This is a genomic window from Rhodococcus sp. KRD162, assembly GCF_017168335.1.
Classification (GTDB): Bacteria; Actinomycetota; Actinomycetes; order Mycobacteriales; family Mycobacteriaceae; genus Rhodococcoides.
On the sequence record NZ_JABFAU010000016.1, the window covers coordinates 247,862 to 261,517 of the forward strand.

Consider the following 13,656-nt stretch of genomic DNA (forward strand, 5'->3'; position numbering starts at 1 on the left):
GCGTCAGGTTAGATACAGTCTGTCTGATTAGTCCAATTCACAAAAACCTCGAGGTTGACCTCGGTGGATTCGAGCAACGGGAGAGACCGTGTCGGTAGCGAGCGCAGTGGCAGTAGCTATGAGCAACACACCGGAGGGGCACGAAGCATTGCGCCGCGGTGCTGCCGAGGCCGAACTGCGGCGGGCTTCATTGGTCGTGTTGTCCGTGGTGGACCGGGATTCGATATCGGCCGAGGACCGTAGCGCGGCGCAGGCCGAGGTTCAGCGGGTGCTCCCGGGAGCGGCTCCGACCCTGCGCGTCGAGCCCGATGGCGGCGATCCGGCGGGCGCATTGGTCGATCTCGTTGCAGACGTCGGCGCGAGCTTGGTCGTCATCGGCTCCAAGCGTCGATCCGCGGTGGGCAAGTTCCTGATGGGGAGCACGGTGCAGCGGGTGCTGCTCGATTGCCCGGTTCCAGTGCTCGTCGTGAAGGCACCGTGATCCGATACCGACGCTGACCCGGTAGTATCGGACAAACTTCACCCAAGACAACCCCGAGGAATCATGGACAGCGATAAACCCGGGCCGGACACGGCCCCCCGCACTACAGCTACTACGTGCGAGGCGGTGTCCGGCGGATGAGCGTTCTGCTCACTCTTTTGCTCGGCCTGCTCGTCGTTTTTCTCATCACTGTCGCAACCGGATACTTCGTTGCGCAGGAATTCGCCTACATGACCGTGGACCGGTCCCGCCTGAAGGCGCGTGCCGAAGCCGGTGACGCCGTCGCGGCCCGTACATTGACGGTCACCAAGCGCACCTCGTTCATGCTGTCCGGTGCCCAGCTGGGCATCACGGTCACCGGACTTCTGGTCGGCTACGTCGCCGAACCGCTGATCGGCCAGTCGTTCGGCACGATGCTGGGCGGCATCGGAATTCCGACCGCTGTCGGCGTGGGACTCGGTGCCGTTCTGGCGCTGACGTTCTCGACGTTCGTGCAGATGCTGTTCGGCGAACTGTTTCCGAAGAACTTCGCGATCGCTCGTCCCGAACCGGTCGCTCGATGGCTCTCACTGTCGACGACCATCTATCTCAAACTCTTCGGCTGGTTGATCACCATCTTCGACCAGTCCTCGAACCTGCTGCTCAAAGCACTGAAGATCGAGCCCGTACACGATGTCGAGCACTCGGCAAGTCCCCGCGATCTCGAACACATCGTGTCCGACTCGCGTGAGACCGGTGACCTCCCGGAGGAGCTCTCGACACTCCTCGATCGGATTCTCGACTTCCCGACGCGCAACGTCGAACATGCGATGATCCCGCGTTCACGTGCCGCGACCGTGCGCGATACCGACACGCTGGGGGAGGTGAAAACGTTGATGGGGCAGGAGCATTCGCGTTACCCGGTGCTGGACGAGGACGACGGAATCGTGGGTGTGGTGCATCTGCACGACGTGCTTGACTCCGCCGAACCCGATGCGACGCCGATCTCCGGTCTTGCCCGCGAGGCGCTGATTCTGCCCGAGATGCAGAGCCTGCCCGATGCGATGCGCGAACTGCGGGCCACCCGTAACCAATTGGCCTGCGTCATCGACGAATACGGCGGACTGACCGGCGTCATCACCATCGAGGATCTGGCCGAGGAACTGGTCGGTGAGATCACCGACGAGCACGACGACGGTGTACCGGACCCGAGCCCGGTCAGCGCCGACGACGGTAGTTGGACGATGGCGGGCGAGGTGCACATCGACGAGGTCGAACGCGCGATCGGGGTGGATCTGCCCGAGGGTGATTACGAGACCATCGCCGGTTTCGTCATCGCGCACCACGGTTCGCTGGCGGGAGTCGGAACCCGAATCGAAGTGGATCTACCGCCCGACAACGCCGATCTCGCCAATGACGACGAGACGCCCGTTCGATTCGTCACCGTGGAGGTGCAGGAGATCGACAGCCACGTGCCCTCACTGCTCACTCTCACCATCGACGAGCGAGCAACCGAGCACGACGAGAATTCGGCCGAGACCGACGCCGCAGGAGCACATCGATGAGCAATATCTGGGTATTCCTCGCCGTCACCATCGGTCTCATTGCGGCGAGTGCGTTCTTCGTCGCAGTGGAATTCGCGTTGCTCGCGGCCAAGCGGCACCGCCTCGAAGATGCTGCACCGAACTCGCGGGCCGCACGGGCCGCGTTGCGTAGTTCGTCGGAGTTGACCGTGCTGCTCGCCGGCTCTCAGCTCGGCATCACCATCTGCACGTTGGCGCTTGGTGCGACCACCAAACCCGCCGTGCACTACTGGCTCACGCCTCTGTTCGGCAGTATCGGCCTTCCGTACTGGTTCGCCGATGTTCTCGGTTTCGTCCTCGCGTTGATCATCGTCACCTTCTTGCATCTCGTCGTCGGCGAGATGGCTCCGAAATCCTGGGCCATCGCGCATCCGGAGAAGTCGGCCACGATGCTCGCACTTCCCATGCGCGGGTTCATGTTTCTCACGCGTCCGGTGTTGACGGTGTTGAACAACATGGCGAACTGGTGCCTGCGCAGGGTCGGGGTGGAGCCTGCCGATCAGGTGGGCTCGGGCCAGAACGCCGACGACCTGCGTCAGCTCGTCGAGCATTCGGTCAATGTGGGGGCGCTCGACGCCAGCTACCAGGCCCAGATCTCCGGTGCGCTGGAGTTGCAGGATCTCACCGTCGGGGATCTGGTTGCCCAGAGCGGCACGCCCACATCGGTGTCGTCCTCGGCGTCCATCGACGACGTGCGGGAGGTCTCGCGCATCAGTGGACATCTGAGGATTCTCGTCAGCGATGACGATGTGGTGAAAGGTGTTGTGCACGTTCGAGATACGTTGACCGATGCGGAGGATCTGGCGCAGATAACGCGTCCGGCCTACACGCTCGATTCCACCACCCCGGTGTACGTGGCGCTGGCCTCGATGCGGGAAACCAGGCACCACCTGGCGTTGGTGGTCGACGCGTCGGTCGGTGCGGGCGAGAGCTCACGCACGATCGGCGTCGTCACTCTCTCGGATGTGCTGACGCGGCTTCTGCCCGAACCCGTCTGACTCGAGTACCGCACGTGCTCGAAGCATCCCCGCCCGGACTGTTCTGCCGAGCGGGGATGCTTCGTTGTGCCTCGTCTTCTACCCGAATCAGATCGGGGCGATGACCAGAAGGTGTGCCCAGTACGACGCGACGTCGTGGCCGAGCTGGGGGAGCAGCACGTCGTAGAGCAGGTAGGACATCATTGCCGTCGAACTCCTTGTTCAGCGGGTCGTTGCCGACTCGCATGCCGAGACTTGTAGGTCATTGAAACTGTAGATGACCCGGCCCTCGGCGGCATCAACATCGCCTACCGGTCTTTTCGGAGGCGGACGTCAGCCGATGCAGCCCTGCAAGGTGGTGAAGCTGCCTGCGATGCCTGCGCCCTCGCATACTGCACCCTCGGGGGTGAGCGTGATCGTCGAACCCGGCGCGGCCACTGCGATCGACAGGCCGAGACCGGACGCGGTGTTCTGCGCGAGGGCGCCTGGGCCGAAGGCGATTGCTGCGGGTGCGCCGCCGAAACTGCCGTTGCTGACGGCGGTACCGCCATTGAGCCCCAGTGCGAGGGCTGCAGCGTTGTTCATGGCCTCGGCCGACCCCCAGCCTTCGAGCCCGACGCCGGCTGCGGCGCTCGCGCCATCGGCCGAGCTGTCGCACTGAGATCCGCCCGCGAGAGCAGTGATGTCCATGCCTCCCGGTGCGGTGGTGCACGCGACCGGAGCTGCGGACGCCGTGCCCGGCACCAGGGCCGCGAAGGTACAGGCGAATCCGAATGCTGCCGCTCCGCCGAGAATTCTCTTGGTGTGGAACATGGTGAATGCCTCCCGAGATCGGTGTGTCGGCACCGGTGTGCCGCGTGTCGAGGGGGCTGGGCCAGTTCTGTCAGGGACCCGACTCCCTGGTTTCGAGTGTTGCTTCGGCGAGCGACGGCGCGGATTCGCGAACATCTCGAATAGGTCTCGGTTCAGCAACGAAAAGATAACGCACCATTGGGGGTGGTCGGTCCCTAGGATGGCGTCATGATCGGGCGCATCGACGAAATCGTGTTCGACTGCACGCAACCGGCGGTGCTGGCGCAATTCTGGGCCGGGGTGCTCGGCGGGCAACCGGAAGCACGCGACGACTCGTGGTCCTTCGTGGATGTTCCCGGGTTCACCCGCCTGGCATTTCAGCGAGTTCCGGAGGGGAAGGTCGTCAAGAACCGACTGCACCTCGATGTCGATGTACCGAACATCGACGACGCGGTGGTTCGGGCGGTCGGTCTCGGTGCGACAGTGGTCGGCCAGAAGCACTCCGACGCGGCCGGATCCTTTCAGGTATTGCTCGACCCCGAGGGCAACGAGTGGTGCTTGGTGACCCCGCCTGGAACAAGCCCCGGTGCGTCAGCGCGCGTCGTGCTCGGCGCGTGACTCCAGCACGGTCGGCATCGAGCCTTCGATGAGTTCGATGAGATCGGTCAATCGTGATCCGACCTCGCGACCGAGTGGGGTCAGGCTGTATTGCACTTTCGGCGGAATGGTTTCGAGCACGGTACGCACTGTCAGGCCGTCGCGTTCGAGGGTCTGCAGAGTTTGCGCGAGCATCCGTTCACTGACTCCGTCGACGCGTCGGCGGAGGGCATTGAATCGGTAGTCGCCCTCGGTGAGTGCGGCCAACACCAGTACTGCCCAGCGGCTCGTCGCGTTGTGGAGCGTCTGCCTGGACGCGCATTCGCGTGCGAAGACGGATGCTGCGAGAGATTCGGCTGCCTCGGACATCCGACCATGTTAGCGCAAGCAAATCCGGAAGTGCTATTGATCGATGTTGCACTGCACGAAAAGTAAGTGCATGATGCATATAGCTTGATACTTCAACTTCAGGAGCGATCTTCATGACCACAGCAATCACCGGAGCAACCGGCAATCTCGGCGGGCTCGTCATCGCCTCGCTGCTCCGCCGCGGCGTCGCACCGGCCGATATCGTCGCCGTCGTGCGCAACGCCGACAAAGCGGCCCCGCTCGCCGAGCGCGGTCTTGTCGTGCGGGTGGCCGACTACAGCGACACTGCCGCCCTGACCTCGGCATTCGCGGGAGTGGACACGGTGCTGCTGATCTCGGGATCGGAAGTGGGCCAGCGAATTGCGCAGCACAACAACGTGATCGAGGCCGCGGAGGCGGCCGGAGTGGGCCTGATCGCGTACACCAGCCTGCTGGCCGCCGACACGTCGGGAGTGAGCCTGGCACCTGAGCACAGGGCCACCGAGCAGCGCCTGACCGCGTCCAGCATTCCCGCGGTGTTCCTGCGTAACGGGTGGTACTGGGAGAACTACCTCGGATCGCTCGCCCAGACCGTCGACGGCGGAGTTCTGCTCGGCGCAGCCGGCAGCGGCACAATTGCCGCGGCCTCGCGAGCCGACTACGCAGAAGCGGCCGCTGCGGTCCTGACGTCGAGCAACCAGGGCGGGAAGATCTACGAGCTCGGCGGTGACGAACACCTGAGCTACGCCGATCTGGCCGCCATCATCGCCGACCTCTCCGGAAAGCCGGTCGTCTACAAGGATCTCGGCGAGGCCGAGTACGCGACCGTACTCCAGGGCGCAGGCCTGCCGGACGTCGTGGCGACCATGCTCGCCAGTGCTGACGCCGGAATCTCTCGCGGTGAGCTCGATACCGACTCCGGTGACCTGCAGGCTTTGATCGGGCGTGCGTCCACTCCCGTCGCCGAGATATTTCGCGCGGCACTGTGACGGGGATCGCTGCGCTCCTTGTACCGTGGGCGCGGTGAATCACAAGACGACCCGCACCCTGTTCCTGGCCGCCACCGCTTCGCTCGCGCTGATCACCGGTGCGTGCAGTTCGGACGCCGACACCTCGGCAACTGCCACGTCCACCACCGCTTCCAGCTCCACCGCTGGTTCGGCCGAGGCAGCGGCGGTCAGCACGTGCCCTACGGCCGCCCCTGATGCATCGGCAACACCCGAGTGGACGCTGGCCGGCGACACCGGCAGCATCGCCGTCGTCGGACCCACGGAGACCACGGCCCCTGCGGTCACGGTCGAGACGCCATTCAGTGTCGCCGAGACGCAGGTCGAGACGCTGCAGGCCGGGGATGGCCCGGTCGTCGCCGACGATGCGACGGTATCGGTGTGCTACATGGGTGTGAACGGACGCGACGGCACGACGTTCGACAGCAGCTACGAGCGAGGAGCGCCGGTCGAGTTCCCGCTCGGCGGCGTGGTTGCGGGCTTCCAGAAGGCCATCGCCGGACAGACCGTCGGCTCGACGGTCGCCGTCGCGGTCACCTCGGCAGACGGTTACCCCAGCGGGCAGCCGCAGGCCGGAATCGAACCGGGCGACAGCCTGATCTTCGCGATCTCGATCCTCGGCGCGAACTGAGTGCGTAGCCGCAGTGGTGCGGCGCGACCGATCCGGAAACGGAGCCGCACCACTGCCGCAAGCACTACACCGTCGACAGCTGCTGAATCGTGGTCGCTCCACCTGGGGTGGGCGTGGTGGTGATGAAGTTCGAGTCGTAACCCAGCGATTCGACGACGCCGCGGATCTCGCGGAACTGCTCGACGCTGACGTCGGGCGTGCGCTTGAGCACGAATCCGGACGTGCGGCTCGGGCTTCCGACAAATGCCCAGGAGTAGTCCTCGGCGATGTAGGCCACGATGTAGTTGGTCGGACCGTCCAGGCTCTCTTGGGTGGGAACGCCCGGGAAGCTCACGTGCAGTTGGGCATTGGTGGTGGTGTCATTGACCCGTGCGTTACCGACGATGCGGTTTTCCTGACCGGTCCAGGTGGTGCAGGTGTTCTCGACGCGAATGTTCGACGCGTCGATCAACTGGTAGTTGGCCTGGGTGTCGCGCGCACAGATCAGGTTGAACGGCTGCGGTACTGCAGCAACCTGGTTCCAGGTGCCGAGGTAGCGGTCGATGTCCAGCGACGCGACCGGGGCGAGCGGTTCGAGGCCGACCGATCCCAACGGGCCCACCGGTTGCGCTTGCGCGGGGGTAGCGGCAAGCAGTGCGCCCGCGAGGACGGCACCGGCAAGTGCGGTGCGGCCGAATGCGTGACGGATCTTCATCAATTCGCTCCTTGTGTTGTGGTCGTGCCGGGTGTTGATTTCGTGCCGGGTGTTGTGGTCGTGCCGGAATCGAGTGTGTTCGGCCACCAGATCCGCGGGCCGATGAGGGTGAACAGGGCGGGGATGACGACGGTTCGTACCACGAAGGTATCGAGCAGAATGCCGAGTCCGACGATGATGCCGAGCTGGGTCAGGGTGATCAGAGGCAGCACGCCGAGCACACAGAACACTGCTGCCAGAACGATTCCCGCGCTCGTGATGACGCCGCCGGTGGCCGATACGGCCCGCACGATGGCAGATCTGGTGCCGTGGAGATGTGTTTCCTCGCGGGTCCGGGTGACCAGGAAGATCGTGTAGTCCACCCCGAGGGCGACGAGAAACAGGAACGCGAACAGCGGTGTGTTGTCGTCGAGTGCGGGAAATCCGAAGATGTGCAGGCTCACCCAACTGCCGATGCCGATCGCGGCCACTGCGCTCAGCACCGTTGTCGCGACGAGAATCAGCGGTGCCACAACAGCTCGTAGCAGCAGTACCAGGACCGCCAGCACCACCACGAGGATTGCGGGAATCACCACGAGGCGATCGCGAGCAGAGGCATCGGTGGTGTCGAGCGCTTTGGCGTCGCTACCACCGACTCGGGCACCGTCCACATCGGACAGTGCCGAGCGCAGATTCTCGACCACGGTGAACGACGCGTCCGACGCGGGGGCAGCGTCGGTGACGACCGACAGGCGGGTCAGGCCCGTGTCGGAATCTGCGACGCGATCGACCGAGACGACTCCGCCGATGCCCTCGACGATGCCGATCACCGAGTCGACCTCGTCGGTGGGTGCGAGAACCGTGATCGGGTCGGCAGAACCGGCCGGAAAGTGTTGCGAGAGAGTATCGAAGCCCTCGACGGACTCGGCGGTCACTCGGAACTGCTCGGTTTGGGAGAGTCCGATCTGGGTCCCGAACAATGCCGCGCAGCACGCCAACAGGGCAGCGATGGTGACCGAGGCCGTCACCACGGGACGCTTCGCGACGCCCGCCGCCACCGAGTGCCAGACGCCCTCGGTGGTGGTGTCTCGGTCGGTCTCCTTGGGCGCGAACGGCCAGAACAGCTTCGGGCCGAACAGGGCCAGTAGCGGAGGCAGTACGAACAGGACGAAGACCGCTGCGACCACGAGGCCCGCGGCGGCGAGAGCTCCCAGGCTGCGTGTGCTCGGCAGGATCGCCAACAACAAGGTCAGCAGCGAGAGCACGACGGTTGCATTGCTGGCCACGATGGCAGGTCCTGCGTGCCGGACGGCGTTCCGCAGGGCACGCCGGTGATCGGACTCGCGACGCAGTTCCTCGCGGTATCGAGAGATCAGCAGTAACGCGTAGTTCGTCCCGGCACCGAACACGAGCACGCTGGTGATGCCCGAGGTCGAACCGTCGAACGAGAGTCCGGTGGCCTGTGCGAGGACGGTGCCGACAGTGGTGGCGAATCGGTCGGCGAATCCGATGACGGCCAGCGGAACCAACCACAGGATGGGTGACCGGTAGGTGACGATCAGTAGTACTGCCACCACGAGGGCGGTGACGGCGAGAAGCGTGAAGTTGGCACCGGAGAAGGAGTTCGCGATGTCGGCACCGAACGCAGGTCCGCCGGTGACCTGAGCGCGCAGATCGGGCGGGAGGTTCTCGGTTGCTGCGCTCCGCAGGTCGGTGATCAGGTCGTCGAGAGTGAAGCCCGACAACTTCGAATCGACCTGGACGATCGCGATAGCGGCCTTTCCGTCGGGTGCCACGATCGGGGGAGGGCCGGGTTGGTCGGGGACCGAGCGATCGACGGCGAGCAGCCTGTTCTGAGCGGCGGTGGCGGCGTCGATATCGGCGGGGGTCAGGTCTGCGCCGTCGGGGCGACTGAGCACCAGAATCACGGGCGCGGTGTCGGAATCCGGAAACTCGGCCAGCAGTTGGTCCACCTGATACGACTCGGCGGAGGTCGGCAGTGAATTCGGCGACTGGCCCGCGGAATCGTTGCTGCCGACGAGCCCCATCACGGCACCGGAAAGGACGAGGATCGCCAGCGCGATAGCCCAGGACCTTCGGTGCGTGACTGCTGCGGCGATGCGGTCCCAGGCGTCGTTGCGGTCGGTTCGGGTACTGTCCACGTTCTAAACAATCTCATTAACTTAGATGTTAAGCAACTGAATCTATTGCGGGCAGTACGCTGACGGTGACCGATGCGAAGGAGTTACCACCGACATGTCCGACCGAAACCACCTCGAATCCGCGATATCAGCGGATCTGCGAGCGTTGTCTTCGGTCTCCGAGCAGATCGGCCAGGTGTTCGGTGCCCTGCACAATCTGCGGCCCAACGACTTTCGAGCATTGCTGCATGTGATGGTCGCCGATGTGGAGGGTTCGCCCCTCACCGCTGGCGAACTCGGCGCAATGCTGGGGCTGTCCTCCGCGGCCATCACCTATCTGGTCGAGCGCATGATCGCTTCGGGGCACATTCGGCGAGAGTCGGACGTATCAGACCGACGCAAGGTGATTCTGCGGTACGACGAGCACGGGATGGAGGTGGCTCGGGGCTTCTTCGGCCCCCTCGGTGTACGCACCAGTGCCGCTCTGGCGGACCTTCCCGACGCCGATCTGGCAGCCGCCCATCGAGTGTTCGAATCCCTCATCGGTGCCATGCGCGAACACCATGCCGACCTGGGCAACCGCAGTCGAACATGAATGCAGGCACCGCCTGACGTTCGAGACGCTGGTGGGCGGCCTGCTCGAGCCGATGCTGGACGCTGAGGCTGCCGGTGACGTAGGGTTGGCAGCGGTTGAGCTAACAGCCGGTCACGGGGAAACGCAGCGAAGTCGGCGTCCGGGTCAGGCATCACAATGCTCCCGCTGCGTCAATCGGTTTCCCCCTCAGTTCGACCGATCGATGGGATCTGCCATGAGTGTTGAATCTTCAGGCAACAAAGTCCGAACTACCTCGTCGGCCGTCGCGGAAAAGTCCGTATCCGTGGCAGCAACCGGCGCAATCTTCACCGCACACGATGGACCGGACGGTTCACTGATCGTCGCTGTTCACGGGGACATCGATATGCGCAGCGCGCCCATGTTCTCCGATTTCGTGTGCAGTCGCATGTCCAGCAGAGCGCATGTGACCCTCGAGCTGACCGATGTCGATTTCTTCGGTATCGCGGGACTCACCGTGTTCGATGCGGTACGCGAATACACCGCAGGCATCGGGGCAACCTGGTCGGTCGTCGCGGGACGTTCGGTCTCGCGCCTGCTGCAGGTCGCACAGCTCGACTCCACGATTCCGATGGCTCGACCGTCGAACGGGCGGTAGTACTTCGGCAATCTTCAGTGCTCCGGCGATCATCGCCGCGATAAGAGGTGGGCAGCTCCGATATCGGGGCTGCCCACTGTTGTGCACGGGCATGCCCCAGTCGGTTCATCGACCGCCGGTCCATCGACATCAGGTGCACCGACTCCGGCGGAATCGGACGGCTGCAACCGATCTGTAATGCCGTCCGATTCCGTTGCGGGACAGTCGATCTAGTCCTTTGTTCCTTCGGAGTCGCTGAAGAAGGCCCACTCGCCGTCGTGCTCGACTTCCAGTCGCCACCCCAGGTCCTCGTTGTCTGCGCGACTGTCCTTGAACCAGGCCTGCGCGTCCTCGGCACTGGAGATGTCCTTGGTATCGACGACGGTTCCGTGCGGATCGATCACTCTGTAATTTGCCATGACCTCGGGATGCCCCGATGTGGCACAACCTAATCCACGCCGGATCGCTCCCTGGGAAGCGGCGGCCGGCTCCCGCGGTCCGCGAATGCGCGCGCATTCGTCGAATGCGCGCGAAATCGCCTCAGTAAAGGCGAGATTCCGCGCGCACCTGGCAAACGCGCGCGCATTCGCGGTGATCGACTCGACCGGAGAACCCTCTACCTACGCGAGATCAGCGAGCGCGCGAAGAACATCAGGTTCGCGGGCCGCTCGGCCAGCCTGCGCATGAAATAGCCGTACCACTGCTCTCCGTACGGCACGTACACCCGAACGTGTCGATCGGCGTCGACGAGCCGCCGTTGCTCCGGATCGCGTATCCCGTAGAGCATCTGGAACTCGAATTCATCGGAAGACCGCCCTGTGGATGTTGCCAGCCGCTCCGCAGCCTCGATCATGTCCGGGTCGTGCGAGGCGACCATCGGATATCCGCTGCCCTCCATCAGCACCTGCAGGCACCGCAGATAGGAATCGGACACCTCGCGAGCGCTCTGAAACGCCACCGACGACGGTTCGTTGTACGCCCCCTTGCACAGTCGGATCCGCGATCTCGGCCCCGACAGGGCGACGCAGTCCGCCTCGGTGCGCCGCAGGTAGGCCTGCAGCACCGTGCCCAGATCGGGAAAATCCGCGCGCAGTTCGCGGACGATCGACAGCGTCGAGTCGGTGGTCGTGTGGTCCTCGGCATCCACCGTCACCCACACTCCGGCTGCCTCGGCCGCGGTGCAGATCGTTCGCGCATTCTCGAGCGCGAGACTGCGGTCGATTCCCTGGCCGAGCGCCGACAACTTGAGCGAGACCTCGAGCGCCCTTCCGCTCGTTTTCCTCGTCGAAAAGCGTTGTATCAGCGACAGATACGAATCCACGGTGGCGGCAGCCTGGGAGCGGTCGGTGGTATCTTCGCCGAGATAGTCCACCGAAACGAAGCGGCCGGAGGACAGGAGCGTATCGACGGCGGCGACGGCCGCAGGTTCGGACTCTCCTGCAACGAATCGGTCGACGAGCGATCGGGTCGCCCGAATCCGGGTGAGACCGGCCTGCAGTTTCGAGGACCTGGCCGCCGCCAGCAGCGCAGGCCGAAGGGGATTGTTGAGCAGGGTGGTCATCGCGTTCCCTCGCCTTCCTGGTGTGGGTAGCCGTGGGTGGTCGGCGGGACGAACGTTTCCTTGACGGTGCGGGCGGAGGTCCAGCGCAGCAGGTTCTGCAGTGACCCGGCCTTGTCGTTGGTTCCCGAGGCGCGAGCGCCACCGAACGGTTGCTGACCGACCACGGCACCGGTCGGCTTGTCGTTGACGTAGAAGTTTCCGGCCGCGAATCGCAATGCCGCGTGGGCCTGTTCGACCGCAGCGCGATCGGTGGCGATGACTGCTCCGGTCAGTGCGTACTTCGATCCGGTGTCGACGGTGCGCAGCGTCTCGGCGTAGCCGTCGGGCTTGCTGTCGTCGTAGACGTGCACGGCGAGGATGGGGCCGAAGTACTCGGTGGTGAAGGCCTCGTCGGTCGGGTCGTCGCCGAGGAGGACGGTGGGGGAGACGAAGTATCCCTCGGAGTCGTCGCAGGTTCCGCCTGCAGCGACGGTCAGGCTCGGCACCGACTTGGCCCGGTCGAGGGCAGCTGCGTTGCGGTCGAATGCTTTTCGGTCGATGACTGCCCCGCCGTAATTCGACAGGTCGGTCACGTCGCCGTACTTCAGCGCCGAAACCTGCTCGATGAATGTCTCGCCCATCTTCGCCCACACCGATTTCGGGACGAAAGCCCGCGATGCTGCCGAGCATTTCTGGCCCTGGAAGTCGAATGCGCCGCGAATCATGGCCGTGGTCAGCACATCCGGATCGGCGGAGCTGTGCGCGACGATGAAGTCCTTGCCTCCGGTCTCACCGACCAGACGCGGGTAGGAGTTGTAGTTCGAGATGTTGTTGCCCACCTCGCGCCACAGCGTCTGGAACGTCGCGGTGGAGCCGGTGAAGTGAATGCCGGCCATGCGCGGATCGGCCAGGGCCACCTCCGAGACCATCGGCCCATCGCCGAGGACCAGATTGATCACCCCTGGAGGTAGTCCTGCGGCTTCGAGCAGTTGCAGTGTCAGGTACGCGGCCACGGCCTGGGTGGGAGAGGGCTTCCACAGCACGGTGTTGCCCATCAGCGCAGGCGCGGTGGGTAGGTTGCCCGCGATGGCGGTGAAGTTGAACGGGGTGATGGCGTAGACGAACCCCTCGAGCGGGCGGTATTCGAGCCGGTTCCACACTCCCGGAGCCGATACCGGCTGATCGGCGAGGATCTGCCGAGCGAACGCGACGTTGAACCGCCAGAAGTCGATCAGCTCGCAGGGGGCATCGATCTCGGCCTGGTATGCGGACTTCGACTGACCGAGCATCGTTGCCGCTGCGATCCTTTCGCGCCACGGACCCGAGAGAAGATCGGCCGCGCGCAGGAAGACCGCAGCGCGCTCGTCGAACGGCAGATCCCGCCACATCGGGGCCGCTGCGCTGGCGGCGTCGATGGCATCGCGCACGTCCTGGTGACCGGCACCGGCGAAGCTACCGATGACGGACGAGTGCCGGTGCGGCTCGACGACGTTCTCCACGGCACCGTCCGCATGTCGGTGTTCTCCGCCGATCACCTGGCGGATGTCCACGGGGGAGCCTCGGAGCTCGGTCAGGTGCGCACGCAGGCGAGCGCGTTCCGCGGTCCCTGGGGCGTAGGTGTTCACTGGCTCGTTGGTGGGGGTTGGTACGGATGTGACCGCGTCCATGGCTGCTCCTCGTCGTCGATGTCTTGTGCTCATTGAAGTCCGATTCGCAG

The 13,656-nt window shown here is 64.6% G+C and carries 15 protein-coding genes; 8 read left to right on the top strand and 7 right to left on the bottom strand.

All coding sequences use genetic code 11. From position 1 onward, the window contains the following. Window positions 1-118 precede the first annotated feature (118 nt). From J1M87_RS23340 to J1M87_RS23350, 3 genes are all read left to right on the top strand, one after another. Window positions 119-481: a universal stress protein gene (locus J1M87_RS23340; RefSeq protein ID WP_206492176.1), complete on the top strand. Its 363-nt coding sequence runs from the start codon at window positions 119-121 to the stop codon at window positions 479-481. 137 nt (window positions 482-618) lie between these two features. After that, window positions 619-2,025: a hemolysin family protein gene (locus J1M87_RS23345; RefSeq protein WP_206492177.1), complete on the top strand. Its 1,407-nt coding sequence runs from the start codon at window positions 619-621 to the stop codon at window positions 2,023-2,025. Then, window positions 2,022-3,041: a hemolysin family protein gene (locus J1M87_RS23350; RefSeq protein WP_206492178.1), complete on the top strand. Its 1,020-nt coding sequence runs from the start codon at window positions 2,022-2,024 to the stop codon at window positions 3,039-3,041. The genes J1M87_RS23345 and J1M87_RS23350 overlap by 4 nt, the downstream gene beginning before the upstream one ends. A gap of 312 nt (window positions 3,042-3,353) precedes the next feature. Here J1M87_RS23350 and J1M87_RS23355 read toward each other — a convergent pair whose 3' ends face one another. Continuing rightward, window positions 3,354-3,833, bottom strand: a complete 480-nt coding sequence (locus J1M87_RS23355) for a DUF6764 family protein (RefSeq protein WP_206492179.1) — start codon at window positions 3,831-3,833, stop codon at window positions 3,354-3,356. Between the two features lie 207 nt (window positions 3,834-4,040). Here J1M87_RS23355 and J1M87_RS23360 point away from each other — a divergent pair, with 207 nt between their 5' ends. Beyond that, window positions 4,041-4,430 (top strand): VOC family protein, encoded by a 390-nt coding sequence (locus J1M87_RS23360; RefSeq protein WP_206492180.1) that lies wholly within the window; start codon window positions 4,041-4,043, stop codon window positions 4,428-4,430. Here J1M87_RS23360 and J1M87_RS23365 read toward each other — a convergent pair. Continuing rightward, complete coding sequence (locus J1M87_RS23365) at window positions 4,404-4,778, bottom strand: helix-turn-helix domain-containing protein (protein ID WP_206492181.1); 375 nt, start codon at window positions 4,776-4,778, stop codon at window positions 4,404-4,406. The two genes, J1M87_RS23360 and J1M87_RS23365, sit on opposite strands and share 27 nt — an antisense overlap. Before the next feature lie 113 nt (window positions 4,779-4,891). Between J1M87_RS23365 and J1M87_RS23370 the strand changes: the two genes are divergently transcribed. Both J1M87_RS23370 and J1M87_RS23375 read left to right on the top strand, forming a co-directional pair. Beyond that, entirely contained in the window at window positions 4,892-5,746 is an 855-nt protein-coding gene (locus J1M87_RS23370) for an SDR family oxidoreductase (protein ID WP_206492182.1), read from the top strand. A 25-nt stretch (window positions 5,747-5,771) separates the two neighbouring features. Then, window positions 5,772-6,395 carry an FKBP-type peptidyl-prolyl cis-trans isomerase gene (locus J1M87_RS23375; RefSeq protein ID WP_206492183.1) on the top strand — a complete coding sequence of 208 codons (624 nt, stop codon included), beginning with the start codon at window positions 5,772-5,774 and terminating at the stop codon, window positions 6,393-6,395. 64 nt (window positions 6,396-6,459) lie between these two features. On the opposite strand, the gene J1M87_RS23380 is transcribed toward J1M87_RS23375, so the two are convergent. Together J1M87_RS23380 and J1M87_RS23385 are read right to left on the bottom strand one after the other, a co-directional pair. Then, on the bottom strand, window positions 6,460-7,089 hold the full coding sequence (locus J1M87_RS23380) for a lipocalin family protein (RefSeq protein WP_206492184.1): 630 nt from the start codon (window positions 7,087-7,089) through the stop codon (window positions 6,460-6,462). Beyond that, window positions 7,089-9,116: an MMPL family transporter gene (locus J1M87_RS23385; RefSeq protein ID WP_206492255.1), complete on the bottom strand. Its 2,028-nt coding sequence runs from the start codon at window positions 9,114-9,116 to the stop codon at window positions 7,089-7,091. The genes J1M87_RS23380 and J1M87_RS23385 overlap by 1 nt, the downstream gene beginning before the upstream one ends. 208 nt (window positions 9,117-9,324) lie before the next feature. Between J1M87_RS23385 and J1M87_RS23390 the strand changes: the two genes are divergently transcribed. Further along, the gene (locus tag J1M87_RS23390; RefSeq protein ID WP_206492185.1) at window positions 9,325-9,804 is read left to right on the top strand and encodes a MarR family winged helix-turn-helix transcriptional regulator; all 480 of its coding nucleotides are present in this window, start codon (window positions 9,325-9,327) and stop codon (window positions 9,802-9,804) included. 214 nt (window positions 9,805-10,018) lie between these two features. After that, window positions 10,019-10,420, top strand: coding sequence for an STAS domain-containing protein (locus J1M87_RS23395; RefSeq protein ID WP_206492186.1), 402 nt, complete (start codon window positions 10,019-10,021; stop codon window positions 10,418-10,420). Between the two features lie 209 nt (window positions 10,421-10,629). On the opposite strand, the gene J1M87_RS23400 is transcribed toward J1M87_RS23395, so the two are convergent. From J1M87_RS23400 to pruA, 3 genes are all read right to left on the bottom strand, one after another. Next, complete coding sequence (locus J1M87_RS23400; protein ID WP_206492187.1) at window positions 10,630-10,818, bottom strand: hypothetical protein; 189 nt, start codon at window positions 10,816-10,818, stop codon at window positions 10,630-10,632. A 197-nt stretch (window positions 10,819-11,015) separates the two neighbouring features. Then, window positions 11,016-11,960: a proline dehydrogenase family protein gene (locus J1M87_RS23405; RefSeq protein WP_206492188.1), complete on the bottom strand. Its 945-nt coding sequence runs from the start codon at window positions 11,958-11,960 to the stop codon at window positions 11,016-11,018. Continuing rightward, window positions 11,957-13,606 carry an L-glutamate gamma-semialdehyde dehydrogenase gene (gene pruA / locus J1M87_RS23410; protein WP_206492189.1) on the bottom strand — a complete coding sequence of 550 codons (1,650 nt, stop codon included), beginning with the start codon at window positions 13,604-13,606 and terminating at the stop codon, window positions 11,957-11,959. Before pruA ends, J1M87_RS23405 begins: the two co-directional genes overlap by 4 nt. Between the last annotated feature and the right edge of the window lie 50 nt (window positions 13,607-13,656).

Bases quoted from the DNA above. Each gene is read 5' to 3' on its own strand.
- J1M87_RS23395 (WP_206492186.1), top strand. From the start codon at position 10,019: ATGAGTGTTGAATCTTCAGGCAACAAAGTCCGAACTACCTCGTCGGCC.
- J1M87_RS23340 (WP_206492176.1), top strand. From the start codon at position 119: ATGAGCAACACACCGGAGGGGCACGAAGCATTGCGCCGCGGTGCTGCC.
- J1M87_RS23355 (WP_206492179.1), bottom strand. From the start codon at position 3,833: ATGTTCCACACCAAGAGAATTCTCGGCGGAGCGGCAGCATTCGGATTC.
- J1M87_RS23380 (WP_206492184.1), bottom strand. From the start codon at position 7,089: ATGAAGATCCGTCACGCATTCGGCCGCACCGCACTTGCCGGTGCCGTC.
- J1M87_RS23390 (WP_206492185.1), top strand. From the start codon at position 9,325: ATGTCCGACCGAAACCACCTCGAATCCGCGATATCAGCGGATCTGCGA.
- J1M87_RS23370 (WP_206492182.1), top strand. From the start codon at position 4,892: ATGACCACAGCAATCACCGGAGCAACCGGCAATCTCGGCGGGCTCGTC.
- J1M87_RS23405 (WP_206492188.1), bottom strand. From the start codon at position 11,960: ATGACCACCCTGCTCAACAATCCCCTTCGGCCTGCGCTGCTGGCGGCG.
- J1M87_RS23385 (WP_206492255.1), bottom strand. From the start codon at position 9,116: ATGGGGCTCGTCGGCAGCAACGATTCCGCGGGCCAGTCGCCGAATTCA.
- J1M87_RS23350 (WP_206492178.1), top strand. From the start codon at position 2,022: ATGAGCAATATCTGGGTATTCCTCGCCGTCACCATCGGTCTCATTGCG.
- J1M87_RS23360 (WP_206492180.1), top strand. From the start codon at position 4,041: ATGATCGGGCGCATCGACGAAATCGTGTTCGACTGCACGCAACCGGCG.
- J1M87_RS23345 (WP_206492177.1), top strand. From the start codon at position 619: ATGAGCGTTCTGCTCACTCTTTTGCTCGGCCTGCTCGTCGTTTTTCTC.
- pruA (WP_206492189.1), bottom strand. From the start codon at position 13,606: ATGGACGCGGTCACATCCGTACCAACCCCCACCAACGAGCCAGTGAAC.
- J1M87_RS23365 (WP_206492181.1), bottom strand. From the start codon at position 4,778: ATGTCCGAGGCAGCCGAATCTCTCGCAGCATCCGTCTTCGCACGCGAA.
- J1M87_RS23400 (WP_206492187.1), bottom strand. From the start codon at position 10,818: ATGGCAAATTACAGAGTGATCGATCCGCACGGAACCGTCGTCGATACC.